Source organism: Mycolicibacterium moriokaense, from assembly GCF_010726085.1.
GTDB classification, from domain to species: domain Bacteria; phylum Actinomycetota; class Actinomycetes; order Mycobacteriales; family Mycobacteriaceae; genus Mycobacterium; species Mycobacterium moriokaense.
Window position 1 is genome coordinate 5,991,221 of record NZ_AP022560.1, and the last position, 26,041, is coordinate 6,017,261.

Annotated in this window: 24 protein-coding genes and 2 pseudogenes; 9 read left to right on the top strand and 17 right to left on the bottom strand. The window is 66.5% G+C overall.

Translation table 11 applies throughout. From position 1 onward, the window contains the following. Positions 1-7: 7 nt before the first annotated feature. The 3 genes from G6N43_RS29240 to G6N43_RS29250 all read right to left on the bottom strand — a co-directional run bounded on the left by G6N43_RS29240 (position 8) and on the right by G6N43_RS29250 (position 4,450). Positions 8-2,005 carry an ATP-binding protein gene (locus G6N43_RS29240; protein WP_083156420.1) on the bottom strand — a complete coding sequence of 666 codons (1,998 nt, stop codon included), beginning with the start codon at positions 2,003-2,005 and terminating at the stop codon, positions 8-10. Between the two features lie 8 nt (positions 2,006-2,013). Beyond that, a complete protein-coding gene (locus G6N43_RS29245) occupies positions 2,014-3,615 on the bottom strand; it encodes an acyl-CoA carboxylase subunit beta (RefSeq protein WP_272937668.1) in 1,602 nt (533 codons plus the stop codon). 166 nt (positions 3,616-3,781) lie between these two features. Further along, a complete protein-coding gene (locus tag G6N43_RS29250) occupies positions 3,782-4,450 on the bottom strand; it encodes a GntR family transcriptional regulator (RefSeq protein WP_083156417.1) in 669 nt (222 codons plus the stop codon). 152 nt (positions 4,451-4,602) lie between these two features. Between G6N43_RS29250 and G6N43_RS29255 the strand changes: the two genes are divergently transcribed. Together G6N43_RS29255 and G6N43_RS29260 are read left to right on the top strand one after the other, a co-directional pair. Beyond that, positions 4,603-6,690 (top strand): acetate--CoA ligase family protein, encoded by a 2,088-nt coding sequence (locus tag G6N43_RS29255; protein WP_197745397.1) that lies wholly within the window; start codon positions 4,603-4,605, stop codon positions 6,688-6,690. Positions 6,691-6,746: 56 nt separating this feature from the next. Next, on the top strand, positions 6,747-7,649 hold the full coding sequence (locus G6N43_RS29260; protein ID WP_083156414.1) for a crotonase/enoyl-CoA hydratase family protein: 903 nt from the start codon (positions 6,747-6,749) through the stop codon (positions 7,647-7,649). Here G6N43_RS29260 and G6N43_RS29265 read toward each other — a convergent pair. The 6 genes from G6N43_RS29265 to G6N43_RS29290 form a co-directional block, all read right to left on the bottom strand. After that, complete coding sequence (locus G6N43_RS29265) at positions 7,636-8,622, bottom strand: DUF2889 domain-containing protein (protein WP_083156412.1); 987 nt, start codon at positions 8,620-8,622, stop codon at positions 7,636-7,638. The genes G6N43_RS29260 and G6N43_RS29265 overlap by 14 nt on opposite strands. A 19-nt stretch (positions 8,623-8,641) precedes the next feature. Continuing rightward, complete coding sequence (locus G6N43_RS29270; RefSeq protein WP_083156411.1) at positions 8,642-9,496, bottom strand: hypothetical protein; 855 nt, start codon at positions 9,494-9,496, stop codon at positions 8,642-8,644. A 122-nt stretch (positions 9,497-9,618) separates the two neighbouring features. Then, positions 9,619-11,130, bottom strand: coding sequence for an aldehyde dehydrogenase family protein (locus G6N43_RS29275; RefSeq protein WP_083156409.1), 1,512 nt, complete (start codon positions 11,128-11,130; stop codon positions 9,619-9,621). A 27-nt stretch (positions 11,131-11,157) separates the two neighbouring features. Beyond that, positions 11,158-11,712, bottom strand: coding sequence for a phosphatase PAP2 family protein (locus G6N43_RS29280; protein ID WP_234810234.1), 555 nt, complete (start codon positions 11,710-11,712; stop codon positions 11,158-11,160). Continuing rightward, entirely contained in the window at positions 11,709-12,224 is a 516-nt protein-coding gene (locus tag G6N43_RS29285) for a mycothiol transferase (RefSeq protein WP_083156408.1), read from the bottom strand. Before G6N43_RS29285 ends, G6N43_RS29280 begins: the two co-directional genes overlap by 4 nt. An 18-nt stretch (positions 12,225-12,242) precedes the next feature. Then, positions 12,243-12,632: a VOC family protein gene (locus tag G6N43_RS29290; RefSeq protein WP_083156406.1), complete on the bottom strand. Its 390-nt coding sequence runs from the start codon at positions 12,630-12,632 to the stop codon at positions 12,243-12,245. Positions 12,633-12,654: 22 nt separating this feature from the next. On the opposite strand from G6N43_RS29290, the gene G6N43_RS29295 reads away from it, so the two are divergent. The 4 genes and pseudogenes from G6N43_RS29295 (at position 12,655) to G6N43_RS30975 (ending at position 16,136) form a co-directional block, all read left to right on the top strand. After that, positions 12,655-14,382, top strand: a complete 1,728-nt coding sequence (locus G6N43_RS29295) for an N-acyl-D-amino-acid deacylase family protein (protein WP_083156405.1) — start codon at positions 12,655-12,657, stop codon at positions 14,380-14,382. 48 nt (positions 14,383-14,430) lie between these two features. After that, positions 14,431-14,650, top strand: a pseudogene (locus G6N43_RS30970) (carboxymuconolactone decarboxylase family protein); the annotation flags it as partial. A gap of 199 nt (positions 14,651-14,849) precedes the next feature. After that, positions 14,850-15,224: a hypothetical protein gene (locus tag G6N43_RS29305; RefSeq protein WP_083156495.1), complete on the top strand. Its 375-nt coding sequence runs from the start codon at positions 14,850-14,852 to the stop codon at positions 15,222-15,224. Between the two features lie 474 nt (positions 15,225-15,698). Continuing rightward, positions 15,699-16,136, top strand: a complete 438-nt coding sequence (locus G6N43_RS30975; protein WP_308206526.1) for an endonuclease domain-containing protein — start codon at positions 15,699-15,701, stop codon at positions 16,134-16,136. Between the two features lie 115 nt (positions 16,137-16,251). On the opposite strand, the gene groL is transcribed toward G6N43_RS30975, so the two are convergent. Both groL and G6N43_RS29320 read right to left on the bottom strand, forming a co-directional pair. Beyond that, positions 16,252-17,877 (bottom strand): chaperonin GroEL, encoded by a 1,626-nt coding sequence (gene groL / locus G6N43_RS29315; RefSeq protein ID WP_083156401.1) that lies wholly within the window; start codon positions 17,875-17,877, stop codon positions 16,252-16,254. A gap of 180 nt (positions 17,878-18,057) precedes the next feature. Next, a complete protein-coding gene (locus G6N43_RS29320) occupies positions 18,058-18,621 on the bottom strand; it encodes a TetR/AcrR family transcriptional regulator (protein WP_083156400.1) in 564 nt (187 codons plus the stop codon). On the opposite strand from G6N43_RS29320, the pseudogene G6N43_RS31160 reads away from it, so the two are divergent. The 3 genes and pseudogenes from G6N43_RS31160 to G6N43_RS29335 form a co-directional block, all read left to right on the top strand. Further along, a pseudogene (locus G6N43_RS31160) lies at positions 18,600-18,839 on the top strand (hypothetical protein); the annotation flags it as partial. The gene G6N43_RS29320 and the pseudogene G6N43_RS31160 sit on opposite strands and share 22 nt — an antisense overlap. A 109-nt stretch (positions 18,840-18,948) precedes the next feature. Continuing rightward, a complete protein-coding gene (locus G6N43_RS29330) occupies positions 18,949-19,455 on the top strand; it encodes a cupin domain-containing protein (RefSeq protein ID WP_083156397.1) in 507 nt (168 codons plus the stop codon). 96 nt (positions 19,456-19,551) lie between these two features. Next, positions 19,552-21,225 carry a DEAD/DEAH box helicase gene (locus tag G6N43_RS29335; protein WP_083156395.1) on the top strand — a complete coding sequence of 558 codons (1,674 nt, stop codon included), beginning with the start codon at positions 19,552-19,554 and terminating at the stop codon, positions 21,223-21,225. A 2-nt stretch (positions 21,226-21,227) separates the two neighbouring features. Here the strand turns inward: G6N43_RS29335 and G6N43_RS29340 are convergent, their stop codons facing one another. From G6N43_RS29340 to G6N43_RS29365, 6 genes are read right to left on the bottom strand one after another with little or no spacing between them, the layout of a single operon-like run. Further along, complete coding sequence (locus tag G6N43_RS29340) at positions 21,228-22,361, bottom strand: BTAD domain-containing putative transcriptional regulator (protein WP_083156394.1); 1,134 nt, start codon at positions 22,359-22,361, stop codon at positions 21,228-21,230. Positions 22,362-22,415: 54 nt separating this feature from the next. Next, on the bottom strand, positions 22,416-22,907 hold the full coding sequence (locus G6N43_RS29345) for an SRPBCC family protein (RefSeq protein ID WP_083156392.1): 492 nt from the start codon (positions 22,905-22,907) through the stop codon (positions 22,416-22,418). Between the two features lie 36 nt (positions 22,908-22,943). Then, the gene (locus G6N43_RS29350) at positions 22,944-23,225 is read right to left on the bottom strand and encodes an addiction module protein (protein ID WP_234810233.1); all 282 of its coding nucleotides are present in this window, start codon (positions 23,223-23,225) and stop codon (positions 22,944-22,946) included. A 2-nt stretch (positions 23,226-23,227) separates the two neighbouring features. Then, positions 23,228-24,043 (bottom strand): HAD-IIA family hydrolase, encoded by an 816-nt coding sequence (locus tag G6N43_RS29355; protein WP_083156391.1) that lies wholly within the window; start codon positions 24,041-24,043, stop codon positions 23,228-23,230. A gap of 25 nt (positions 24,044-24,068) precedes the next feature. Next, a complete protein-coding gene (locus G6N43_RS29360; protein ID WP_407664860.1) occupies positions 24,069-25,541 on the bottom strand; it encodes a PH domain-containing protein in 1,473 nt (490 codons plus the stop codon). Next, the gene (locus G6N43_RS29365) at positions 25,538-26,014 is read right to left on the bottom strand and encodes a PH domain-containing protein (RefSeq protein ID WP_083156389.1); all 477 of its coding nucleotides are present in this window, start codon (positions 26,012-26,014) and stop codon (positions 25,538-25,540) included. The genes G6N43_RS29360 and G6N43_RS29365 overlap by 4 nt, the downstream gene beginning before the upstream one ends. Between the last annotated feature and the right edge of the window lie 27 nt (positions 26,015-26,041).

A 26,041-nucleotide genomic window follows, 5' to 3' on the forward strand; every position in this document is an offset into this window, starting at 1 on the left:
ACTCCTGTCACGTGCTCGAAGGGGCATCGTCGATGATGGCGAGCACCTGCCGCGTCGCGACCTGGTCGCCGGATACCACAGAAAGCTGCGTGACCACCCCGTCGACCGGTGCTACGACGGTGTGTTCCATCTTCATGGCCTCGAGCACGATGAGTGGCTGTCCGGCGACTACCGCGTCACCGGCGTCCGCCAGTACCCGCACGACTACCCCGGGCATCGGCGCGATCAGTGACCCGGCGGGTGCGGCTGCGGCCGCGTTGGCGAAGCGGGGCACGTCGGTGAATGCGCTCGAGCCGTCCGGCCCGTCGACGAAGGTCTGCCCCTGGGCCCGATGCACCCGGTACGACCGGCGCACTCCTTCAACCTCGAGGGTGACCAGCCCTGGGGAGGCGGTGAGCAGGCCGACGTCGAGCGGTTCCCCGTTGACGGCAAGGTCGACCACCGGACCGGCCGGTCCCGAGCGCCCGAATGCATATGTGACCTCGAGCGCCCGATCGCCACAGGTATAGGTGACGGTCTGTGGGGGGCCGCAGACGTTGCGCCAGCCCGACGGTAGCCCGCCGAGCACCGCTGCCCCCGCGCGGTGCTCGGCCTGGCGACTCAGGGCTGCCGCAGCTGCGTGAATCCGTTCGGCGGCACAGGGCTCCGCCGCGACAAGCTCGGGATGCCGTTGGAGGTATCCGGTGTCGACGTGCCCCGCAAGGAACTCCTCGTCGCGCAGGATCCCGACGAGCTGGTCTCGGTTCGTCGTGAGCCCGTGAATCTCGGCCTGTGCGAGGGCACGGGCGAGTGTGCGAGCGGCTTCGGTCCGCGTCCGACCGTATGCGATGACCTTGGCCAGCATTGGGTCGTAATGCGGGCCGACGACGGAGCCATCGACGACCCCGGAATCGACCCGCACGCCCGGCAGTGGGGGAATGTTGAAGCGGTGCAATGTGCCCGTCGACGGCAGGTACCCGGTCGGCACATCCTCCGCGTAGAGCCGGACCTCGATGGCATGCCCGTCGATCCGGGCTTCGGTGGCCTCGACCGGTAGCGGGTGCCCTTCGGCGATCCGTAGCTGCAGCGCCACCAGGTCCAGGCCCGTGACCATCTCCGTCACCGGATGCTCTACCTGTAGTCGTGTATTGACTTCGAGAAAAAAGAAGGCTCCATCTCGGTCGAGGACGAACTCGACCGTGCCGGCGCCGGTGTAGTCGATCGCCTTGCCCGCCGCCACGGCGGCTGTTCCGAGTTCGACGCGCAGCCGGTCGTCGACCGCGGGCGAGGGGCTCTCCTCGACGATCTTCTGATAGCGGCGTTGTATCGAGCACTCGCGCTCGAAGAGATGCACGACCTGTCCGAGCGAGTCGCCGAAGATCTGCACCTCGATATGGCGAGGATCCTCGACGAAGCGCTCGAGGAAGACAGTGCCGTCGCCGAACGCGGCTTCCGCCTCGTGACGGGCCGAGTCGACAGCGGCAGCCAGGTCGGCGGCGGCCCGCACAATCCGCATCCCTCGCCCGCCACCTCCGAACGCGGCCTTGACCAGCACCGGGAAACCGATTCTCTCGGCGACAAGGCCCAGGTCAGTGGCTGCATCGACGGTGGCCCCAGGCAGAACCGGCACTCCCGCGGCGTGCATCAGCGCCTTCGCCTCGAGCTTCGATCCCATCGAAGCGATGGCCTTGGGCCCCGGTCCGACGAAGATCAGCTCTGCCGCGTTGCATTCCTGGGCGAAGGCGGCGTTCTCCGAGAGGAATCCATATCCCGGATGGATCGCGTTCGCGCCCGTTCTGCGAGCAGCCGCAATGAGGGCGTCCCCACGCAGGTATGTCTCGGACGGCGTGGCGCCGGGCAGACGCACCGCCTCGTCGGCCAGAGTGACGAACGGAGCCTCGGCATCGGGGTCGGAATACACGGCGACGGTAGCGATTCCGAGGTCGTGCGCGGTGCGCATGACGCGGGCGGCGATCTCCCCCCGGTTGGCGACCAACAGTTTCGTGATGGCGCGTTTATTGGGCATGTGCCGGCTCACATCCTGAAGACGCCGAAACCGCGGCGGCCGGCGACTGTGCCTGAATGCACGGCGGAAAGTGACATGCCCAGCACCGTGCGGGTATCACGGGGGTCGATGATCCCGTCGTCGTACACGCGCGAGGAGATGGCGAAACTGTGGGACTCCGCCTCGATCTGGGCCTCGATCGCTTGCCTCCGCGCGGCGTCGGCCTCCTCGTCATACTCACGATTCTGGGACGCCGCCGACGCGCGGCCGACGATCGACATCACACCCGCCAGTTGCGCAGAGCCCATGACGGCGACCCTCGATGCGGGCCAGGAGAACAACAGCCGCGGATCGTACGCGCGTCCGGACATGCCGTAGTTGCCGGCACCGAACGACGACGCCATGTTGATAGTGAGGTGGGGAACCGCGCTGTTTGTCACGGCATTGATCATTTTGGCCCCGTCCTTGATGATCCCGCCCTGTTCGTAGTCCCGGCCGACCATGTAGCCAGTTGTGTTCTGCAAGAACACAAGCGACACGTCGGACTGATTAGCGAGGAGGATGAACTCGCTGGCCTTCTTCGCTTCCTCCCCGAAGAGCACCCCGCGGTGGTTCGCAAGGAACCCGACCGGGTAGCCATGAACACAGGCCCAACCGGTGACCAGTGACGTGCCGTAGAGCGGCTTGTACTCATCGAACTCCGAGCCGTCGACAGTGCGGGCCAAAACCTCGCGCGGGTCGAAAGGCACTTTCGGGTCCACGGGCAGGATCCCGAGGATCTCCTCTGGATCGTATTGGGGCGGTGGGGCATTCGGCGATGGCGGTGGGCCGAGCTTCCGCCACTGCAGGCGGGCGACGATCGCACGGCCGAGCCGGATAGCGTCCCGCTCGTCGGCGGCGAAGTAGTCGGAGAGCCCGGAGGTCCGGCTGTGCATCTCAGCGCCACCGAGGGACTCCTCGTCGGCGTCTTCGCCGGTTGCCATTTTCACCAGCGGCGGACCGCCGAGGAATACCTTCGCCTGTCGATCGACGAGCACGGCGTAGTCGCACATGGCTGGGACATAGGCACCACCGGCTGTGGAATTGCCGAACACCAGCGCGATCGTGGGGATCGCCATCGAGGACAACTCGGTGAGCTCGTGAAAGATTCGGCCGCCGGGTACGAACAGGTCCGCCTGTGTCGTCAGGTCGGCGCCGCCCGACTCCACCAGATTGATCACCGGCAGGCGGTTGGTGCGGGCGATCTCCAAGGCGCGCAGGATTTTTCGCAGCGTATAGGGGTTCATCGCGCCGCCGCGAACGGTCGGGTCGTGTCCTATCAGGACGCACTCCACACCGGACACCACGCCGATCCCAGTCAGCACCGAAGCTCCGACGGTGAAGTCGGTGCCCCAGGCCGCCAGGGTTGAAAGCTCCAGGAACGGTGAATCGGGGTCGACCAGGAGGGCCAGTCGCTCACGGACCGTGAGCTTCCCCCGCTCGCGGTGCCGCTGCACCTGACGGTGCCCGCCGCCGGCGACGGCCAGCTCGAGCTGTTCGTCGAGCGCAGCGATGATGTCAAGTTGGTGCGCCCGATTGCTTGCGTAGGCCTCTGAGGATGTGTCGAGTTGCGAGACCAGGACGGCCATCAGCGGCCTCTGTCGATCGGAGTCATCGTGTGCTCGGCTGTCATCATCGTCTCCTGCGAGGACGGGTCGCCGCTCCGCTGCTGCAAACCCGAGTTCGGTCAGGAGTGTAGGACATCTCCGGCGACTCGTCCATAAATTGGATACAATTTTGCCTACAGTTGCACTAGCATCAGCGGTGAGGGTTCAGCGCCTCAACGAGGTCGCTCACTGTGAGGTCGCGGTGGGTGTTCATCAATGCCACCACCGCCTCGGTGTCCCCTCGCCGCAACTCAGTGATCATCTTGCGGTGCTCCCGCACGATCCGCTTGCGCGCCTCGCTGTCGTATAGATGCACCGTCCGGTACGGCTCGGTCAAGCGCCAGAGGCGTTCGATCTCAGCGACCACGATGTCGAGGCCGGAAAGCCTGAACATAGCGAAGTGGAACGCTTCGTTGCAGGTGACGATCTCGAGGACATTGGCTTGCTCGACCGCGCAGCCAATTGCATCGTTAAGATTGCTCAGTTCTTTGAGCTGGGTGCCGGATAGGCGCGGAAGTGCCCGGAGGACTTCGGTTTCCAGCGCTCGACGCATTAGGTAGATCTGCGCAAGTTCGTCGGCGTCAAGACGGGTCACGGTATAGCCGACGTGCGGCTGGTGACGCATCACGCCCTCAGACTCAAGCGACTTGAGGGCCTCTCTGACTGGTATCCGGCTCACGCCGAGTCGTGTGGCAAGAGACTCCTGGCGGACCTGCTGGCCGGGGACCAGCTCGCGCGTACGCAGCATTGTGCGAATTTCATCGATGACACGTGCGACGCTGGTGGAACGCCCAGTCGTGTCAGATTTGATACCGGGCATTTGCCACCTCCGGCGAGAGCTTAGCAAAGCGACTGCACTCAAGAGCTGTGTGGCGCGTTCCCGAAAATTTTGGATACGAAATTGTGTGCAGTATTGTCGTGGAACACCAACTTTCCGGCCTGCGCCGACGGCAATTACGAGGAGGTGGCCCGGTGAGTCGAGGCCTCGGAACAGCTGCGGGTTCGGCACTGACCGATTGGGAGCGAATTCTGGCGCCGCGCTCTGTTGCGCTGGTCGGTGCCTCCAGCCGGCAGGGCCACCCGATGGCCCGCCCGTTGACGTGGCTGCGCGATCGCGGTTTCACCGGACGCGTCATTCCAGTTAATCCGAAGCATACTGAGCTCGGGGGCCTGCCGTGTTATCCCGACCTCGCGAGCGTGCCCGGTCAGTTGGATCTTGTGTTGTCCCTCGTGCCAGCCGATCGCGCGGTCACGATCGTCGAAGAGGCGGGTGCAGTCGGCGCGGCCGCAGTCATCGTGTTCGCGTCCGGGTTCGCCGAAACCGGCCCCGAGGGCGTGACGCTTCAGGCGGAACTCGCTGCCGCCGCGCTTCGGACCGGGGTGAGGGTGCTCGGGCCCAACTGTCAGGGCATTTACCTGGCACGTAGCGGCCTGTTCGCCACCTTCACCGCTGCGGGTGAGCGCCCCCTCCTGGGCAGCAGCGGCATCGCCTACGTGGGTCAGAGCGGCGCCATCGGCGGAGCCGTCCTCGATGTCGCCGCCTCTCGCGGGCTGGACCTCACCGCCTGGGTCAGCACAGGCAACCAGGCAGACATCGACGTAACCGAGATCGGACGGGTACTCGTCAGTGAACCCGACGTACGAGTTCTGGCAATCTACGTCGAGGCGCTCCCCTCGCCCAGGGATTATGCCGCCCTCGCTGAAGAGGCGCGCGCATCAAACACTCCACTCATCGTCCTGCGTGCCGGTCAGAGCGAGAGCGGGCGCCGTGCTGCCCTCTCGCACACCGGCGCGATGCTCGACAACAACACCGCATTCGATCTCGTCTCGCGTCAGCACGGCGTCGTCGTCGTCAGTGACGTCGAGGAATTGCTCATGGCCGCAATGTTTCTCAGGTCATGCGCCAGGCCCGGAGGCAACCGCGTGGCGGTGGTCACCAGCTCCGGTGGCGCCGGAATCCTGGCGGTAGACCGCTGCGCGGACGTCGGGCTGGCCGTACCGGAGCTCGGCGCTGCGACCCGGGAGAAGCTCGCACGGATCGTGCCCGCCTTCGGCGCCGAGGGGAACCCCGTCGATGTCACCGCCCAGCTCTTCAACGACGGAGCCGGCGGCTTCGGAGAAGTGTGTGCGCTCGTGCGCGCGGACCCAGTGGTCGATGTGGTCCTGATACTGCTGACGATGCTCGTCGGTGACACCGCGCAGGCCCTGGCACGCGAACTCAGTCGGACCGTCACCGAGGCCTTCCCGGGAGCACCCCCGGTCGCGGTGGTGTGGATGGCGGGAGATGATGCGACCGCCGACGCACGGCGGGTGTTGTGGGATGCGGGCGTGCCCGTCTTCCCCTCGATCGCGCTGGCCACCCGTGTGCTCGCCGCAGCCACGCCGCGCCCTGTGCCACCGGCCGCGGTCGAGGTCGAGGTCTCGTCTGAACCATCGATCCACGACGGTTGGGACCTGCTGAAGGCACTCGGTGTCGCCCGGCCCGCCGCCGTTCTGATCGACGACCCCCGCGACGCCCCCGCGGCGGTGGCCGAGGTAGGGGGAACCGCCGTCCTCAAGGCGGTCGCGCCAGAACTGGAGCACAAGACCGAAGCGGGTGCCGTGCGACTAGGCGTGAGCGCCGCGAACGCGGAGACTGTCGCCGCACACCTGTCACGTACCGTGCCCGGTGCGCGTGCGGTCCTTGTCCAGCAACAGGTCGCCGCCGGAGTCGAACTCCTCGTCTCGGTCGACGGCGGGCGCGATGGGTGGCCACCCGTGCTCACAGTGGGTTGGGGTGGAACCCACACCGAGATACACCACGACATCGCCCACGCTCTGGCTCCGGTGACCTCGGCAACCGCGCGCGAAATCCTCGGCTCCCTGCGCTGCTGGCCACTGCTGGTCGGCTACCGTGGCGCCGCACCCACCAACGTCGAAGCGGCGGTGGACGCGATCGTAAGGATCAGCCGGGCCGCCCTCATCCCGGGGATGCGCGAACTCGAGGTAAACCCGCTCGTCGTCGGCGAGACCGAAGCGGTGGCCGTCGACGTCCTGCTGGCTTGGGCCGACCCGGCCTGACGGTAGGGGCTGGCCACTGAAGGCTTACCAGCCACGGCCTCTGCCAGACTGCTGCTATGCCGACGACGACGTTCGAAACGCTGCTCTACAAGCCCGAGCCCCCGATCGCAACCATCACCCTGAACCGGCCCGAGCACCTCAACACGATCGTTCCGCCGATGCCCGACGAGATCGAGAAGGCGATCGGCCTCGCCGAACGCGACCCCGAGATCAAGGTGATCGTGCTGCGCGGCGCCGGGCGCGCGTTCTCCGGTGGCTACGACTTCGGCGGCGGCTTCACGCACTGGGGCGACGCGATGAACACCGACGGTCGCTGGGACCCGGGCAAGGACTTCGTGATGACGACGACGCGCGAAACGAGCCCCAACCAGAAGTTCATGGCGATCTGGCGGGCGTCGAAACCCGTCATCGCGCAGGTGCACGGCTGGTGTGTGGGCGGCGCCAGTGACTACGCGTTGTGTGCCGACATCATCATCGCCAGCGACGACGCCGTCATCGGCACCCCGTACGCCCGCATGTGGGGCGCCTACCTGACCGGTATGTGGATCTACCGGCTCAGCTTGGCGAAGGCGAAGTGGCATTCACTGACCGGGGAGCCGCTGACCGGAAAGGAAGCCGCCGCAGTCGAACTCATCAATGAGTCGGTGCCGTTCGAGAATCTCGAGGCGCGGGTCAAGGAGATCGCGCACAAGCTTGCCCGAATCCCGTTGTCGCAGTTGCAGGCTCAGAAGCTGATCGTCAACCAGACCTACGAGAACATGGGCCTGGCCTCGACCCAGACGCTCGGCTCCATCCTCGACGGCTTGATGCGCAACACCCCCGATGCGCTCGAATGGATCGAAACCGCTGCGTCCCAAGGGGTTCGGACGGCAATCGAACAGCGAGACGGCCCGTGGGGCGATTACAGCCAGGCACCGCCGGAGCGGCGACCCGACCCGAACCACATCATCGAGCCCTAACGCGCAGATCCAGCAGCGCATCGAGATCGGCGATTGCGCGCAGTGTGTCGTTGAGGTGCGTGCACGTGCTGGTGCCGACGAACTCGCTACGGATTCGCTCGCGCAGTTCTGACAGCGTCACGCCCTGCACCCGGGCGGCGCTGCCGATCGCACCGGGGCACTCCTGCCACGGCAGCACGCGCACGTGGGCGGTGACCGAGGCGATGGTGCGCGTCGACGTGTCCACCGTGCCCTCGACGGTGTACTCGTGCACGATCGTTTCCACACCCTCACCGTCGACGTGTGAATCGCGGAAATGCGCGTCGAAACCCACCGTCGCAGACGACACGTCGACCGGATGCAGATCCAGCCGTCGGTATCGCCGCATCCCGTGCGCGCGCAGCGGTTCGACGGGATGCCGCCCGTCGAGAGGTGGCGCCGTCGGCCCGTGCACCGACGGAATGATGCCGACGCGACGCGCGTACCCGACGAGCGACGCCTCTGGGGCGAACCCGGCGCAGATACCCGCTATCCGGTCGACGGTTCCCTCAGGCAACTTCTCCTCGGTTCCCAGAATGATCGCCTGATGCTGCGTCGAGTAGCCGGACACCAGGGCCGCCCCGACCCAGTCGTCGAGCAGCAGATGCAGCAGGCTGGCGCGCTGGGCCTCCCCCGGCAGCAAGGTGTTCATCGACGAGCGGAACCCCGGGCCGACCCGACTCCCGCGCAGCGCCGCCAGCCGATCGTCGTGCGGCGTGCAATCGATGTCGTCGATCACGCGCTCGGACAGGTGCGCACGCACCCGGATCTCGCCGAGGACGTCGACGCCGTCCTGTCCGGCCACCACATCGCGCGCCCGCAGGTCGACATCGGAGTCGCCCGGTCCCGCGGGATGGGTGTCGATGGTGCTGGTGCGACGGAGCGTACCGATGGCCAGTCCCACCGGCGTCTGGACGGGCCGCTGCGGGCCCACGAAGTCCGAGACGAATGGCATGGCAGAACGGTACCTGGGCCTACTCCCGCCGGCGCAGACCACCGAGCAGCGACACGGCAACGCCGAACACCACCAGCACACCGCCCGCGGCCAGCGTGAGGTTCAGCCACTGGTGCATGCTCGCCTCGGCCTGGGCGACCATCACCTCGGCGACGGATCGGATATCACCCACGGTCTGGTTCAGGGCGGCGTCGACGTAGCGCCGCGACACCTCCAGTGCCGCCCATCCGCCGGCTCCTACGAGCAGTGCCGAAACACCCAGCGCCGCAAGGGCTCTACCACGTGAGCGGGCCGATGCCAGCGTGAGCAGCGCCGAAACGCCCGCGAGTATGGTCGACCCGACACTGATCCACGGCCCCCACGTGGACACGGCCCGCAACTGACCGGGCCGCAACGCCGAGGACTCGGGCACCGTGAGCGGCACCGTCAGCGTCTGCGGAACATCCAGGTCGAGATCGCCGAGGGTCTGCTTGATCGAGGGATCGTTGAGCATCGGCGCGATGTCGACCAGCCAGCGGTCCCCCGAGCCGTCCTCGGGCTGAACCGAGTTCGTGAACATCCAGCGATGGGCGATGCGATTGGCCTGCGCGAACTGGCCGGGGAATCCGTCGTTTTGCGTATAGGAGGTGACCACGCCGGACACCAGGTCGCGGTTGAGCGTGCCGTACCCGTTCTTCGCGGCGAAGGCGATGATCTGCGTCGTCAACTCGGTGGCCATCGCCCGCTGCAGTTTCGGATCGTGGGCCGCGGCGGCCGCCAGTGCGGCGTACCCGTCCTCGCTGACCACATTCCGTTGCGCCCACATCGTCGGGACCGCGACCGCGAGCAGAACGGTCGTGACAAGCCACAGGAACAAGGTCGCGACGAACCGCACACGTCCTCCTCAGCCAGACCGGGTGTCGCCGCCGCTGCGGCTCGTCCCCCACGAGTCGAACTTACTCAACGCACGTGAAGTGGCGTTCACGCGTGCAGCGTGAACGGTGAACGGGAGGCGGACTACTTGGCGACCCGCCGCGGACGCAGCAGCGCCAGCTTGGTCATCATGTTGGTCGTCCGCTTCAGCGACTTAAGGGAGTTGTTGTAATAGTTGCCGCCGGCGCCGACGTTCGTCCGCGGCGTGACCACCGTCTCCTGCCTGCAGTACTTGCGCATGCCGTCGGCGCCACCAAAGCGGGCACCGATGCCCGACTCCTTCCAGCCACCCATCGGCGCCGTGATGCACATCAGGTTCGCCACCACGTCGTTGATGTTGACTGCGCCGGCATCCAGCTGCAGCGCAACGTCTTTCGCGCGTTTCACGTCGCGGGAGAACACCGATGCGCTCAACCCGTACGGGCTGTCGTTGGCCAGGCGGACCGCTTCGGCGACCGACGAGACCTTCATGATCGGTAGCGTCGGACCGAAGGTCTCCTCGGTCATGCAGCTCATCGAGTGGTTGACGTCGACGAGCACCGTCGGCGGGTAGAAATTGCCCTCGCCGCGCTCGCCGCCGGTCAGCGCCCGGGCGCCGGCGGCCAGCGCCTCGCGCACGTGCCGGTCGGTCACCTCGACCTGGGTCTGGTCGATCATCGATCCGAAGTGGCTGCCCTCGCCCGCACCGACCTTGAGCTTCTCGACGGCGGCGACCACCGCGGCCACGAACTGGTCATAGATGGGCTCGAGGACGTACACCCGCTCCACGGAGACACACATCTGGCCGGCGTTGAACATGCCGCCCCACACCGCGGCCTGCGCGGCGAGTTCGACGTCAGCGTCCTCCAACACGATCATTGGATCCTTGCCGCCGAGTTCGAGGCTGACCGGCGTGAGCCGGCGCGCGGCCCGCTCCATCACCTTGGCGCCGGTTCGGCTGGAGCCGGTGAAGTGGATGAAGTCGGAGTTGTCGATGATCGCCTCGGAGACCTCGCGCGCCCCCTGCGCGAGGGCCAACACCTCAGGCCCCCCGGAGTCATGCCAGCCGCGCAGCAGCAGCTCGGCCGTCAGCGGTGTGCGCTCGGACGGTTTGAGCAACACCGCACAGCCGGCGGCCAGCGCGCCGAGCGCGTCCATCATCGCGTTGGCGACCGGGAAGTTCCACGGCGCGATGATGCCCACGACCGGTCGCGGCCGATAGTTCACCTCGACCTTCTTGACCGCCATGAAAGGCAGTGCGGCAGGCCGGGTTTCGGGTGCCAGGGCCTTTTCCATCGTCTTGATGTAGTAGGAGGCGATCATGATGAGCATCGGCACTTCCTGCACGGCGTCGGTCGCCGACTTGCCGGTCTCCTTGATCAGCAGCTCTTCGATCTCGTCGCGGTGCTCACCCATCCACACCGCGAAGCGGGCCAGCACCTTGGCGCGGCCGGCGGCGCCGCGGGACTCCCACTGAGCCTGCGCCGTGCGCAGTCCCGCGGCGATGCGCGGAATGTCGGCGGGGTCGGTCCATCGCACGGTGCCGGCCACGTCGCCGGTCGCGGGGTTGTGAACGGTCCTGGCGTCGGGCAGCTCGACATCCGGTGTTGCGGTCATGGCCTTATGTTAGCCACCGAATGTGATCTAGATCGCACTGGGGTTGACAGGTGTCAAGTCGCGGCGGGCGGCGTAAGCCGCAATGCACACGACCGACGACCCGAGCAGCAGCCCGCCGATGGTGTCGGTGAAGTAGTGAAATGTGGAACCCACCCCGACCATGGCCAGCGCGATGTAGGCGGCCGCGACGAGCACGCTCCACAGCGCGCCGCCCGCCACGATGACGACGAGTCCGATGACGACCGTCGTCATCGTGATGTGCCCGCTGGGATATGCGAGGCCGCCGCCCTTGGTGCGTCCGAAGAACGGCTTGATCAGCTGCACGAGCAGATAGGCGGACGGCGGAAGCACGATCCCGGCCGCCGCGAACCGCCACCACCGCCGATAGGCGGCGACGCCGACCACGATGCACCCGATCACGAGAAGCGACAGGGGGTAAGCGAAGTAGGCGAGCCACCGGACGGGCGTGTGGCGGAAGTGCAGGAACCAGTCGTCAAGCGGCGTGGCCCCGTGACCCACGACCAACCCGAGCAGGATCATCGCCGCCACCCCGATCGGCGGCCACCACTGACCGGGTTTCACGCGATGCCGCGTATGTAGGCCGCCTGGCCCAAATGCTGTGCGCTGTCATCGAAGATGCTCACCAGCCGCACACCCGCCGTGACCGGCGGGTCCCAGCTGTCGTCGACGACGCGGTCGAGCTCCTCGGGTGTGACCGAGGCGATGTACTCGAGCGTCACCTTGTGCACGGCGTGGTAGTAGCCGGCGAGCAGATCCGCCGAGGCGCGCACGCGGGCGACCTCGTCGGGCCCGTCGCCGTAACCCATGGCGTGGCGCGGCAGGTCGAGGCCGAACCGGTCGACCCAGCCGTCGGTGAACCAGACCTGCTCGGTGCCTGCGATGTGGGCCAGTTGAAGGTCGTGTTGACGGGCGCTGTGCCAGATCAGCCACGAGATGCTGTTGGCATTCGCGGTCGGCCGGAAGAACGCGACCTCGTCTGTCAACCCGTCGGTCAGGTCCTCCACGTGCTCGATCAGCCTGGTGAAGCAATCCCGGAGCAGTGCGCGGACCGCCGCCGCATCAGAGGTAGCCATTCCCCGACCGTACCCAGTTCAGCTCTCGGGGGCCGCGCCGTGGAAAACCGCCTCGACGTTGTTGCCGTCCGGGTCGCGCACGAATGCGCCGTAGTAGCCGGGGTGATATTCCGGCCACAGCCGTGGCGGGTGCAGGGACTCGGCCCCCGCCTCGATTGCGGCGTCGTAGAACGCCTGGACAGCGGCGGTGTCGGCGGCCTGGAACGCGAAGTGCACCTCACGGTTCGGCCCAGCCGCGTCGCCCGCGTTCATATCGGCGATCCAGAAATCGGGTTTGCCCTCTTTGCCGTAGCCGATAGCCACCTCGAAGTCCATTTGGCGGGTATATCCGAGCACCCCGAGCACCTTGTCGTAGAAGGCTTTGGATTCATCCCAGTTTGCACAGTTGATTCCGAAGTGGTCGATCACTCGGACATCGTAGATTCGATATATGACATTCGATTTGGTCATTCGCAACGGCACCATCGTCGACGGTTTGGGCGGCGAACCATACGTCGGTGACGTCGCCGTCTCCAACGGGGTGATCGCGGCCGTCGGCACCGTCGACGGTACGGGCGAGCGGGAGATCGATGCGACGGGCCTGCTCGTCACGCCCGGCTTCGTCGACCTGCACACCCACTACGACGGGCAGGCCATCTGGAGCGACCGGATGAACCCGTCGTCGGCGCACGGCGTGACGACCGCAGTGATGGGCAACTGCGGCGTCGGCTTCGCCCCGTGCCGCCCCGAGGACCACGACGTGCTCGTCGACGTGATGGCCGGTGTCGAAGACATCCCCGGCGTCGTGATGGTCGACGGGTTGCCGTGGACCTGGGAGACCTTCCCGGAGTTCATGGACGCGTTGGATTCACGCCGTCGCGACATCGACGTGGCCGCCTTTCTCCCGCACTCCCCGCTGCGCGTGTACGTGATGGGGCAGCGCGGCGTGGACCGCGAACCCGCCACCGCCGAAGACCTTTCGCTGATGCGCAAGCTCGCCGCAGAAGCGGTACGCGCCGGCGCGCTGGGTTTCGCGTCGTCGCGCCTGACACTGCACAAAACCATTCAGGGTCAACCCATTCCGAGTTATGACGTCGACTACGCCGAGATCGAGGCGATCGCGCGCGGCATCGAAGACGCGGGCGGCGGGCTGCTGCAGTTCGTGCCCGACCTGATGGCGAGCGACTACCAGGAATCCCTGGGTGCGGTGTTCGACGTCGCGGGCGAAGTCGGGCTGCCCGTGACGTTCACGATGGCGATCGGCAACGCAGGCCCGCCGATCCACCTCGACGCGCTGACGATGGTGGAGAAGGCCAATGCGAACGGTGGCGATGTCACAGGCCAGATCTTCCCGCGGCCGATCGGCCTGATCCTCGGGCTCGAGCTGTCGGGCAACCCGTTCGTGATGTACCCGTCCTATCAGGAGATCGCGGACCTGCCGCTGGCCGAGCGTGTCGCCAGGATGCGGGATCCGCAAGTGCGCGAACGCATCCTGAACGACCATCCGAGTAGCGACGGACATCCGCTGATGTTCGCCGCCCAGGCGTGGGACTACATGTTCCCGCTCGGCGATCCGCCGAATTACGAGCCGGCACCGTCGGATTCGATCGGTGCCCGGGCCCGGGCGCGCGGGGTGAACCCGTTGGAGGAGGCCTACGACCGTCTCCTCGACGACGACGGGCACGCGATGCTACTGGTCACACTGGCCAACTTCCGCGACGGCTCGTTGGACACCGTCGCTGATCTGATCCAGCGCGACGACGTGATACTCGGCCTCGGGGACGGCGGTGCGCACTACGGAATGATATGTGACGCAAGCTATCCCACGTACCTACTGACGCACTGGGTCCGCGATCGCAAGTCCGGGCGGCTGCCGCTGAAGCAGGTGATCAAGGAACTCACGTCGGTGCCCGCCCGGATCGCCGGTCTGCACGACCGGGGTCGCCTCGCCGTCGGGTACAAGGCCGACGTGAACGTCATCGACGCCGATGCGCTGCACCTGCACCGGCCGGTCGTCAAGACCGATCTGCCCGCGGGCGGACGTCGCCTGGACCAGACCGCCGACGGCTATGTGATGACGATGGTGTCGGGAGAGGTCATCGCGGAGAGCGGACAGCCCACCGCCGCGCGTCCCGGCAAGCTGATCCGGGGTCGTCAGCCCGCGCCCGCCGACGGATGAGCAGAGTCTCCTGTCGCTCCGCCGTGGAGCGACGAGGATGCCGCGGGCATCAACAGCTGGGGCCATCCCGACCGCACGTATGAACCGCTGCTGCTGGTTCGCTGTCTTCAGCGGCATCCCAATCTGGCTTCGCGGCTGCGCAAGCTCGGCGAATCCCTTTACGTCGATGCGCTTTTGCCGCCCCGGGGTGCGCACGATTGCCATCCTGCGGATCTGTGCGCTCCTGCGATGCGAATACGAGTGGGGTGGGCAGGCCGCGTTCTGGGGTGGTTTACCGATACCGCGTGGACGCGAACCAACACATCGCGGGAACGTAGCTCGGGCAGGTCGACCGTGATGTCCTGCATCGACTGTGGGTCGTCGATGGAGTCGGTGGGCCATGATCCGATCGCCCTCATTGACGTCGTGTTTTCGCTCAACGCTGCGATGCGATGGAATTCTTCCCCGCGGCTCGTATCCTGTCGCTTATGAGCGTCAAGGTGGATCTGGACAAACTCGCCGACGCGCTGGCGGACTTCTCGTTCGGTTACCTGATCACCGTCGGCGACGATTACCGCGCGCACACCGTGGCCGTCGAGCCGGTGCTCGCCGAGGGCGTGTTCGACGTCGGCCAGATGGGTTCGGGAACGCGCCGCAACGCGGGCGAGCGTCCCAATGTGACCGTCATCTGGCCACCCGCGCAGCCCGGCGGCTACACACTGATCGTCGACGGTCGCGCCGAGGTGGCCGATGGCGGCATAACCGTCACACCCACGAAAGCGATTCTGCACCGCAGAGCCACGTCCGACTCCGCGGCGACGAGCCCCGATGGCCTGCACGACTGCCTGCCGTTGAAGCAGTAGCCCGCCGACTTATCCACAGCCTGGGATCGGCCCCTTTCGACCACCGCAATTGTGGGATGCGATAAAGCCGTGGCGGAAATCGAACGCATCCTCGCAGCACATGGCGGAGTCGTGTCTGCGGGTCAGTTGCGCACGGCAGGTTGGACGCATTCGCAAATCAGAAAGCTGCCTTCGCAGGGTTGGCGAGCGGTACGGCGGGGTTGGTACGCCACTCCGTCCGCCCACCCTCAGGTCGTTCGAGCCGTTACCGCGGGAGGTGTATTGAGTTGCGCCTCCGCTCTGCGCCTCAGCCGCGTCTGGGTTCCCGATTCCCGACTGCACATCCGTTACTCGGCACGGGCGCGCCGGTCACGTCGAGGAGTTCGCTCGTGCCATCCGTATCGCCTGCTGGATCCACCCGTTGTCGGGGCGGTCGACGCGATGGAAGTCGCCGTTGCGTGCGCAGCCAATTGCCTTGGGGCGGAGGGGCTGGTCGTGGTGCTGGACTCAATGCTGAACAAGCGGATGATCGACATGGCCGATGCGAAATCGATTGTGGCGGCGTCGCGTTATGCACGCCTGAACCTCGCCGAGCGATGCGACGCCAGCAGCGAGTCGGGTACCGAATCGATGATCAGATTGCGACTACGGGCTGAGGGAATACAGCTGCGGAGTCAAGTGATGATCCCGGGGGTCGGCCGCGTCGACTTTCTCGTGGGCACCCGCCTCATCATCGAGGCCGACAGCCGTGAACACCATTTGGCGAAGTACCAAGTGGATCGGACGCGGGACAGAGTCGCGACCGGTCTGGGGTATCTGGTGATTCGGCTGACCTATGAAGATGTTGTGGACTGCTGGGCCGTTGTGATCGAGGACATTCGATCGGTGATTCGACGGAGAGAACATCAAAGGCCGCCCACAACGTCAGTGTGAGAGCGTTTCCATGCATATATGCGCGCGACGGCGCTCTCAGCGTGACATTGCGACAGGACGCGCACGAAAAAGCCCGGCCCCCAATGGGGAACCGGGCTTTTCCGATTGGACAGACTTAGAAGTCCATGCCGCCCATGCCACCGGTCGGGTCGCCCGCAGGTGCGGCCGCCTTCTCCGGCTTGTCGGCGACAACGGCCTCCGTGGTCAGGAACAGCGCCGCGATGGACGCCGCGTTCTGCAGCGCCGAACGCGTCACCTTGACCGGGTCGGCGACGCCCGCCTTGAGCAGGTCCTCGTACTCGCCGGTCGCGGCGTTGAGGCCGGTGCCCGCAGCGGAGTTGCGAACCTTCTCGGCGACGACGCCGGGCTCGAGACCCGAGTTGAAGGCGATCTGCTTCAGCGGAGCCTCCAGCGCCACACGCACGATGTTCGCACCGGTCGCCTCGTCACCCGAGAGCTTCAGCTCCTCCAGCGCCGGAGCAGACTGCAGCAGCGCGACGCCGCCACCGGCGACGATGCCCTCCTCGACGGCCGCCTTCGCGTTGCGAACGGCGTCCTCGATGCGGTGCTTGCGCTCCTTGAGCTCCACCTCGGTGGCAGCGCCGGCCTTGATCACCGCAACACCGCCGGCCAGCTTGGCCAGGCGCTCCTGCAGCTTCTCGCGGTCGTAGTCGGAGTCGCTGTTCTCGATCTCGCTGCGGATCTGGGCAACGCGGCCTGCGATGGCCTCGCTGTCGCCGGCACCCTCGACGATGGTGGTCTCGTCCTTGGTGACGACGACCTTGCGGGCCTGGCCGAGCAGAGCGATGTCAGCGGTCTCGAGCGAGAGGCCGACCTCCTCGCTGATGACCTGGCCACCGGTCAGGATCGCGATGTCCTGCAGCATGGCCTTGCGACGGTCGCCGAAGCCCGGAGCCTTGACGGCGACGGACTTGAAGGTGCCGCGGATCTTGTTCACCACCAGGGTCGACAGGGCCTCGCCCTCGACGTCCTCGGCGATGATCAGCAGCGGCTTGCCCGACTGAATGACCTTCTCCAGCAACGGAAGCAGGTCCTTCACCGTCGAGACCTTCGAGCTGACGAGCAGGATGTACGGATCCTCGAGGACCGCTTCCTGACGCTCGGCGTCGGTCACGAAGTAACCCGAGATGTAGCCCTTGTCGAAGCGCATACCCTCGGTGAGCTCGAGCTGCAGGCCGAAGGTGTTGCTCTCCTCGACCGTGATGACGCCCTCGTTGCCGACCTTGTCCATGGCCTCGGCGATCAGCTCGCCGATCTGGGTGTCACCGGCGGAGATCGCGGCGGTGGCAGCGATCTGCTCCTTGGTCTCGACCTCCTTGGCCGACTTCAGCAGCGTCTCGGTGACCTTCTCGACGGCCTTCTCGATGCCGCGCTTCAGGCCGAGGGGGTTGGCACCCGCGGCGACGTTGCGCAGACCCTCGCGAACGAGCGCCTGAGCCAGGACGGTGGCGGTGGTGGTGCCGTCGCCCGCGACATCGTCGGTCTTCTTGGCGACCTCCTTGACCAGCTCAGCGCCGATCTTCTCGTACGGGTCCTCCAGCTCGATCTCCTTGGCGATGGACACACCATCGTTGGTGATCGTGGGAGCGCCCCACTTCTTCTCGAGGACGACGTTGCGACCCTTGGGGCCCAACGTCACCTTTACGGCGTCGGCGAGGCTGTTCAGGCCCCGCTCGAGGCCACGGCGGGCCTCTTCGTCATACGCAATTGTCTTGGCCATTGCGAAGTGTTTCCTCCGGATCGGGGATGCACGTATGTCGGCCGGGTGCAGTGCCCGCGACGGACGGCTAGGGATGTGCTCCGCGTGTGCGGCCCCGGCCTCACCGTCCCGACCTAGCACTCACCGGTCGCGAGTGCCAACTGCATTTTTAGCACTCAACCATGGCGAGTGCAAGATCGTTCACCGGGGGCGAAGCCCGTCCAAGACGACGTCGGTGAGCCGCTCGGCGGCCTCGTCGTTATAAGTCTGCATGGCCTGCAGTCCGACCAGGATCGCCTTGATGTCGCGTACCGAAACGTCGCGGCGCACCGTCCCGGCGTCCTTCGCGGCCGAAAGCAGCTCACCCAGCATCGCGAAGAATTCGCCCTCCGCCTCGGGCAGCGCCTTCTCGACGTCAATGCGCACACCCGCGAGCGCTTCGGACAGACCCCGGTCCGTCGCACCCCACGTCAGCACCATCGCCCTGAGGAACTCGAACAGCGCGTCCGCAGGTTCGGCCTCGGCCAACAGCCGCCGACCCTCGGCGATGACGCCGCGGATCCTGTCCTCCACGACGGCGCGGAAAAGGTCCTCTTTGGTCGGGAAGTGGCGGTACACGGTGCCGGCACCGACGCCTGCCCGCCGCGCGATCTCGTCGATCGGCACCGAAAGGCCCTCCGCCGCGAACGTGTCATAGGCGACCTCGAGCACACGGGCCCGGTTGCGGGCCGCGTCCGCACGTAGTGGTCGTTCGGTCTGGGTCAACTTCTCCCCCCGAGAATGGGCTAAGCGGGACGTGCGTTCCGTATAGTCGTCATCAACCGGGGCGTACGCTCCGCTTACCACTTTACCGAGAAGTCCTCATGTCCAAGTGGACAACCGCTCAGATTCCCGACCAGACCGGCCGCACCGCCGTCGTCACCGGCGCCAACACCGGCCTGGGATACGGGACCGCAGCCGCGAGAGTGGTGGCGTCCGGCGCGGCCTCGCACGACCCCGACGCACAGCAACAGCTGTGGACGGTTTCCGAGGAACTCACGAAGGTCGTGTATCCGGTCGGCTGATCGGCCGAATGTGGCAGGCTGGCAAGTGATGTCGCTCTGGGATCCCCGAAACGTCCCTCCGTATCCGCCGGCCCGCTACACCGCCGACGAGCCCGAGGTCAGTGCGTTGCTGCGGCCAGGCACTGACCCTCCGGACTACGAGTCGTTCGCTCTCGTCAAATACCACTATCTGGCGAATCAGCAAGCGACGGACGGGGATTACGGCCTGTACCGCGTCGACATCGCCCCCAACGGGGGCGGACCAGGACCGCACTTTCACCGCACCATGTCCGAAGCCTTCTTCGTGCTCTCGGGAACACTGAGGCTCTACGATGGCAACAACTGGATCGACGGGCATCCCAACGACTTCCTCTACGTGCCGCCCGGGGGTATCCACGGTTTCCGCAACGACGCCGACGCGCCCGTCTCGATCCTGATGTTGTTTGCTCCCGGCGCGCCGCGAGAGGCCTACTTCGAGGGCTTCGCCCAACTCGCCGAGCTGTCCGACGAGGAACGCTCAGAGTGGTTCATCAAGAACGACAACCATTGGGTCTAGAGACACGCTAGGCCCGACACGCCGAAACGTGCGCAGTCGTAATCCGTTGCGCTAGGCTCGCTCCGATCGCGTTCCGATCAGATCAAGGAGCTTTGGGTGCGGGCTAGTTCAGCGCCCGACACCCAGGCTTTGCGGGGCTGGCAGCGTCGGGCATTGGTGCGGTACCTTACCGCTGCGCCGCGCGATTTCTTGGCGGTCGCGACCCCCGGTTCGGGTAAGACAACGTTTGCCCTCCGGGTCGCCGCAGAGCTGTTGTCCACCAATGTGGTCGAGCGGATCACCGTCGTCGTACCCACCGAACACCTCAAGATCCAGTGGGCACTCGCGGCGTCGAAGATCGGCATCGCGCTCGACCCGAAGTTCTCCAACTCGTCGGCGCAGACCTCGTCGGAGTACCACGGTGTCGTCGTCACCTACGCTCAGGTCGCCAGTCACCCGACGCGACATCGGGTGCGCACCGAGAACCACCGCACGCTCGTCGTGTTCGACGAGATCCACCACGGCGGCGACGCCAAGAGCTGGGGCGAGGCCATGCTGGAGGCGTTCAGCGACGCCACCCGCAGGCTCGCACTGACGGGCACCCCCTTTCGCAGCGACGACAGCGCGATCCCGTTCGTCCGGTACGAACGCGGCGCCGACGGGCTGCTGCGCTCGCAGGCCGACCACACGTACGGCTACGCGGAGGCCCTGGCCGACGGTGTCGTCCGCCCGGTGGTGTTCCTCGCCTATTCCGGGGAGGCGCGCTGGCGTGACAGCGCGGGCGAGGAACACGCGGCCCGCCTCGGTGAGCCGCTGAGCGCGGAGCAGACCGCACGCGCCTGGCGCACCGCGCTGAACCCCGCCGGCGAATGGATGCCCGCCGTCATCGCCGCCGCCGACACCCGGCTGCGGCAGTTGCGCCAGCATGTGCCCGACGCCGGCGGCATGGTCATCGCGTCCGACCAGACCGCCGCCCGCGCGTACGCCGAACTCCTTACCAAGATCACCGGCGAGGCCCCGACCGTCGTGCTGTCCGACGATCCCGGCTCGTCGGACCGCATCAGCCAGTTCTCCGCGGGCACCAGCAGCTGGCTCGTCGCGGTGCGGATGGTGTCCGAAGGCGTCGACGTCCCCCGCCTGGCCGTCGGCGTGTACGCCACCAGCGCCTCCACCCCGCTGTTCTTCGCCCAGGCGATCGGACGCTTCGTCCGGTCGCGCAGGCCCGGCGAGACCGCGAGCATCTTCCTGCCGTCGGTGCCCAATCTGCTGCTTCTCGCCAGCGAGATGGAGGCGCAGCGCAATCACGTGCTCGGCAAGCCGCACCGGGAGACCGAGGGCGACGAGGAGTACGTCGAGCGTCGCCAGAGTGAGCCCAGCGAACTGGACAACAGCGTCGAGTATCTGGGCGCCGACGCGGAGCTGGATCAGGTGATCTTCGACGGCTCCTCGTTCGGCACGGCGACACCCGCCGGCAGCGAGGAGGAGGCCGACTATCTCGGCATCCCGGGTTTGCTCGATGCGGAGCAGATGCGCGACCTGTTGCGGCGAAGGCAGGAGGAGCAGCTCACCAAGCGCACTGCCTCCGGCGAGGTGCCCCGGCCGTCGACACATGGACAGCTGCGCGAACTCCGCCGCGAACTCAACGCGCTGGTGTCGATCGCCCATCACCGCACGGGTAAACCACACGGGTGGATCCACAACGAGCTGCGCAGGATCTGCGGGGGCCCGCCGATCGCGGCGGCGACCAGCGACCAGCTGCGCGCGCGGATCGAAGCGGTGCGCGATCTCTGACGCTATTGGGACTTGATCTCGAAGCGGAAATGGCTGTCGCCGATGCGCACGTGACACCCGTCGACAAGCGGAGCGCTGCCGCGAATTCGCTTGTGGTCCAGTTCGACTCCGTTCGCCGATCGCGCGTCGATGAGGATGAAACTGGTCCCGGTGTCGATGATCACCGCGTGGTGGCGACTGACCCTCGGATCGGCGAGGGCGATGTCGTTGTCGGATCGCCGGCCGATCCGCGTCGCCACGCCCTTCACCTCGTAACACTCACCGGAGTCGGCCCGCAGCTGTGCGCGCGCCTTTCCGGTGTTGATAGCGGTACGGTTCGCCAGGCTGATGAAGGTCGCGCGGATCGTGGTGTCCGAACCGAGCTTCGTGTCCATCGGCTCCTGCCTCAGGATCCGTTCGTGAAGGTCCCGTAGCGGCGGGCTCGGGTCGATACCGAGTTCCTCGGCCAGGACCGTCTTCAACCGCTGAAACGCATCGAGGGCATCCGACTGCCGGGCCGAGACGTAGTAGGCGATCATCAACTGTTCCCATGCCGGCTCCCGGAACGGGTGCTCGGTGACGAGCCGTTCGAGATCCCCGATCGTGTTCTTGGCTCGCCCGCATGCGATCTCGGATTCGGCGAGGGCGATGTGGGTGGCGATCCTGTCCTCCGCCATCGCGGTCGCGAACGCCGAGACGAAGTCGAACCCGCGAAGGTCCTCGAGCATCTCACCGCGCCACTGGGCCAGCGCCGCCCGGTAATGCCTACTCGCCTCGTCGAACCGGCCTGCCGTCGCGGCCTGCACACCTTCGTTGCGCTCGTGGATGAACCGCCCGAGGTCGACGTCCAGCTCCGCTACGTTCAGCCGGTATCCCGGCGACACCTTCTCGAGCATGCTCTTACCGTCGAAACCGACCGTGGAGAGCAGTCGCCGCAGATTGGACACGTAGGCGTGCAGACTCGCGCGGGCCTCGGACGGCGGATCCTCACCCCAGACGGCATTGATCAGGGAATCGGCCGCCAACGGCCGGTTGCGGTTCATGATGAGCGCGGCCAACACCGCCCGCTGCTTCGGCGTGCCGATCGGCACCGCGTTGCCGTTGACGGAGAGCTGCAACGGCCCGAGAAGACCAAACACAGGGTCCCTCTGCGACATCGGCTGCTACCCCTCGGCGAGAAGTGACGACAGCCAACGATACGGCTTCCGGCGCTAGCGCTCTGCCAGCCCGGCCAGGTTCTTCAGCGAACTGTCCAGGTGCTGCAGCTCGAACGGCGGAAACCCGATGTCGCGCATGTGTGCAGGAACCCCTGACCAGTCGTAAGTCAGCGTCACCCGCGTCTGGCCCTGTTCGACCGGTTCAAGGTCGTAACGCCAGATCCAGCCGCCGAATTCGCGCTCCGTGCCGTGCAACAGGTAGCCACGCTCGTCCGGACCCTGGCCCGGCTGCCACGCGATGGCGCGCGGCGGTTCGAGCACCTCGACCCGGTTGGCCATCTCGTAGTCCTTCTCGGGATGGTTGTCGTGGTACATGGCCATCCGGAAGATCTGGCCCACCTCCGTCAGTGGTGAGCTGTCGAGGGGTTCGCGGACCCATCCTGTGCCGTCGATCGCCTGATGCGTCGAAGGATCCGCCAGTACGTCGAAGACCGCCTCGGGGGGTGCGTTGACGGTCACCACGGCGTGCACGCGTTCATTGGCCATGTTGATACAGACCGCAGCCGATACCGGAAGTAATCGTCAGAACAAACCGCAGCCGGCGACACCGCAGAGGAACGACGTCACCCACAGATACGGCCAGGCCGCGACCATCACCACCAGTGCCGCGATGTCGGAGAAAATCGGAAAGGTTCCGGTGAGCGCCGCCTGGAGCTCGCTCATCAACTCGACGTGGAAGACGGTGTATCCCACACCGATCACGATGTAGACCAACGTGATCCACAGTGCGAGTTCCAGATAGGTGTTGATCCCCCGCTGCAGCAGCATCCGCTCGACACGCTGCCACATCCCCGGCGCAGACATCGCTACAACCCTAGCAACCTCGGCAGGTCGCCGACCGAATCGATGACGTGATTGGGCTGCATCGCGAACTCGTCGGCCGCCCACCGGTCCAACGTGTCCTGACGAAACTTGCCGGTGCGCACCAACACCCCGGTCATTCCCACCACCTGCGCGGGCAGCACATCGTTGTTGAGGTCGTCGCCGATCATGTACATCTCGTCCGGGTCGACACCGAGACGGCTTGCGGCGGCGAGGAACCCCTCGGGTGCGGGCTTGCCGACGGCGGTGGCCTTGCGTCCCGACGTCTGTTCCATGCCGATCAGATACATGCCGGTGTCGATGCGCAGACCGGCGCTGGTGGTCCACGCCGTGCTGCGGTGCATCGCCACCACCGGTATGCCCTGGGACATCCAGTCGTAGACCCACGACAGCGTCAGATGGCTGTACTCCGGACCCGCCCCGCCGAGCAGCACCACATCGGGTGCCTCCGGCGCCTCGGGTCCGCTGAACTCGGTGGAGTACACGATGTCGATGCCGGGCATGTCCTCGGCGATCTGACCGCTGTTGACCAGGAAGCACCGCGCATCGGGGTAGCGGCTCCGGACGTAGTCCGCGGTCAGCACCGCCGCGGTGATCACCTCGTCGGAGCGCACGGCCATGCCCGCGTTGGTGAGCAGCTCGGCGATCTGCACCCGGGTCTTCGTCGTCGTGTTCGTGAGATACGAGCATGCGATCTGATGCTCGTTCAGGGCTTGCAACGTCTCCGCGGCGCCCGCGATGGGCTCCCATGAGGTCACCAGGACGCCGTCGATGTCGAACAACACACCACCGATCGCCATGGCCCGACAGTAAACCGCGGCGGAATCAATGCAACTCGGGGTTACCCAAGTCACCTGCCCATTTGCAGTTCACCACCCACGGCGACGCCGCCGCAGCGATGGACCATGCGGTATCCGCGGGCACGTCGATCACCTGATAGTGCTTGACACCCGCCGCGGTGGCGGCGATCAGCGTGGCCACCCCGGCCCTGCGCTGCATCAGGGTCTGCCGCACCGTCCATCCGATGATGCCGGGCGCGGCGATGCAGTCGCGCCTGCGATGAAGGCTCCCGGTGCGCGCCACCAGCCAGCCGTCACCCACCCGGTGCCCGAGTGCGCGAGAGCGGTCGTAGGCGAGCAGAGCGCAGCAGACCCCGAACAGCGACCACGCCACCCAGGCCCATGCCGGCACTCCGACGATCAGCAGCACGATCGCGGCCAACGCGGGTAGAACAAGGGCACGCGTCCACCGCCTGCGGGTAGCGGCGGGGCCATGCCGTCGCAGCTCGCCGGACACCGCGTCGGGTTGGGCGATCAGTTCGGCGAGGACGGCCTCCGCGGTCGCCCTCGGGCAAGGCGGCAACAACGTCGACGCTTCGCCTGCACCGCCGACGCCAGTCATCACCGCGTCGAGCCGGGCACCGCCGAACAGCCTGACCAGCAACGGCTCTCGCAGCGTTCCGCCACGCAACCGGCGCATGTCGAACGTGTGCTCGCGCACCCGCAGCAGTCCGTGCCTGAGGTGCAGGACGTCGGCATCACGCCGCAGATCGAGATTTCCGTACGTCAGCAGGGACTGCAACACCGACAGCACCGACGACGCGACGAGCACCACCACGACGACGACGGTGACGATCACCGCGATTCCGACGTGGTTGGCCAACGCCGCGCCGGACTGTTCGATCCGCGAATCCTGTAGTGCCGCAGCCGCGCCCAGTTGATACGCCAGCCCCGCCGCACCGGCGATCATCGCCAGACCGGTGAAGCTCAACGGGCTGTATCGCAACCAGGACGGCTGCCAGCGTGCGAGCACCCGCCCCGGCGTCACCGTCGGCTGCTCGATATCGGACACCAACGAGTCGGCCAGCAGAATCGCGCGCAGCCGCGGCACTTCGTCGGCCGCGACCGCGTCGAGGGCGAATGCGTTGTCCCCTGTGGCCTGCTGACCGGTGCTGACGCGTACGACGGTCAGGCCGAGCAGCCGGTGCAGCAGCCTGGAATCGGTCGACACCGATCGAATCCTGTTGCGCGGCAGAGAAAGTACCTTACGTTGCAGGATGCCCGTCCGCAGCTGCACGTCGCCAGGACCGATGCGGTAGCTAGTGGTGAACCACCGGGCGACACCGAAGGCCACGGTCAATACGAGAACCGCGATCGCATACATCGGATTCCCGGTCGCCGAACCCAGCACGAGCGTGCCGATGATCACCGGGATCTGCCGCAGCACCTCGTGAACGGGATGCACCAACAGCATGCGGGCGCTGAGCCGGTTCCAGTCTCCGTCGACGGGCGCACTCACGTCGCGTCCTCACGGCCGATCGCCGCGATGTCGGTGAGCTGTGCGACGACGCGGTCTGCGACGTCGACATCCAGCGCGACGATGCGCACCGCACCGGCCGATGACGCCGTCGTCACCGTGACGTTCGCGAGGCCGAACAGGCGGTCCAGCGGCCCCCGTTCGGTGTCGACGGTCTGAACTCTGGATATCGGGGCGATGCGGCGTTCTTGCACAAGCCATCCCGTGCGGGTGTACACCGCGTCCGGACTCACGTCCCACCGGTGCACACGGAACCGCCACAACGGAACCACCACGACGAACAGCAGCACACCGATTGCCGTGGCCACCGCCACGAGCGCGTTCAGCCACCACTTGCTGTGGTCGATGACGAACCACACCAGCTGGCCGAACGCGAACATCGTCCACGGAATCGCGGCCCCCAGCGCCCACACCAGCGGCGCCTTGCGGCTCGGTGGATTCGCAGGGTCCTCCATAGAACGAAACTAACCGCTGACGCAAGA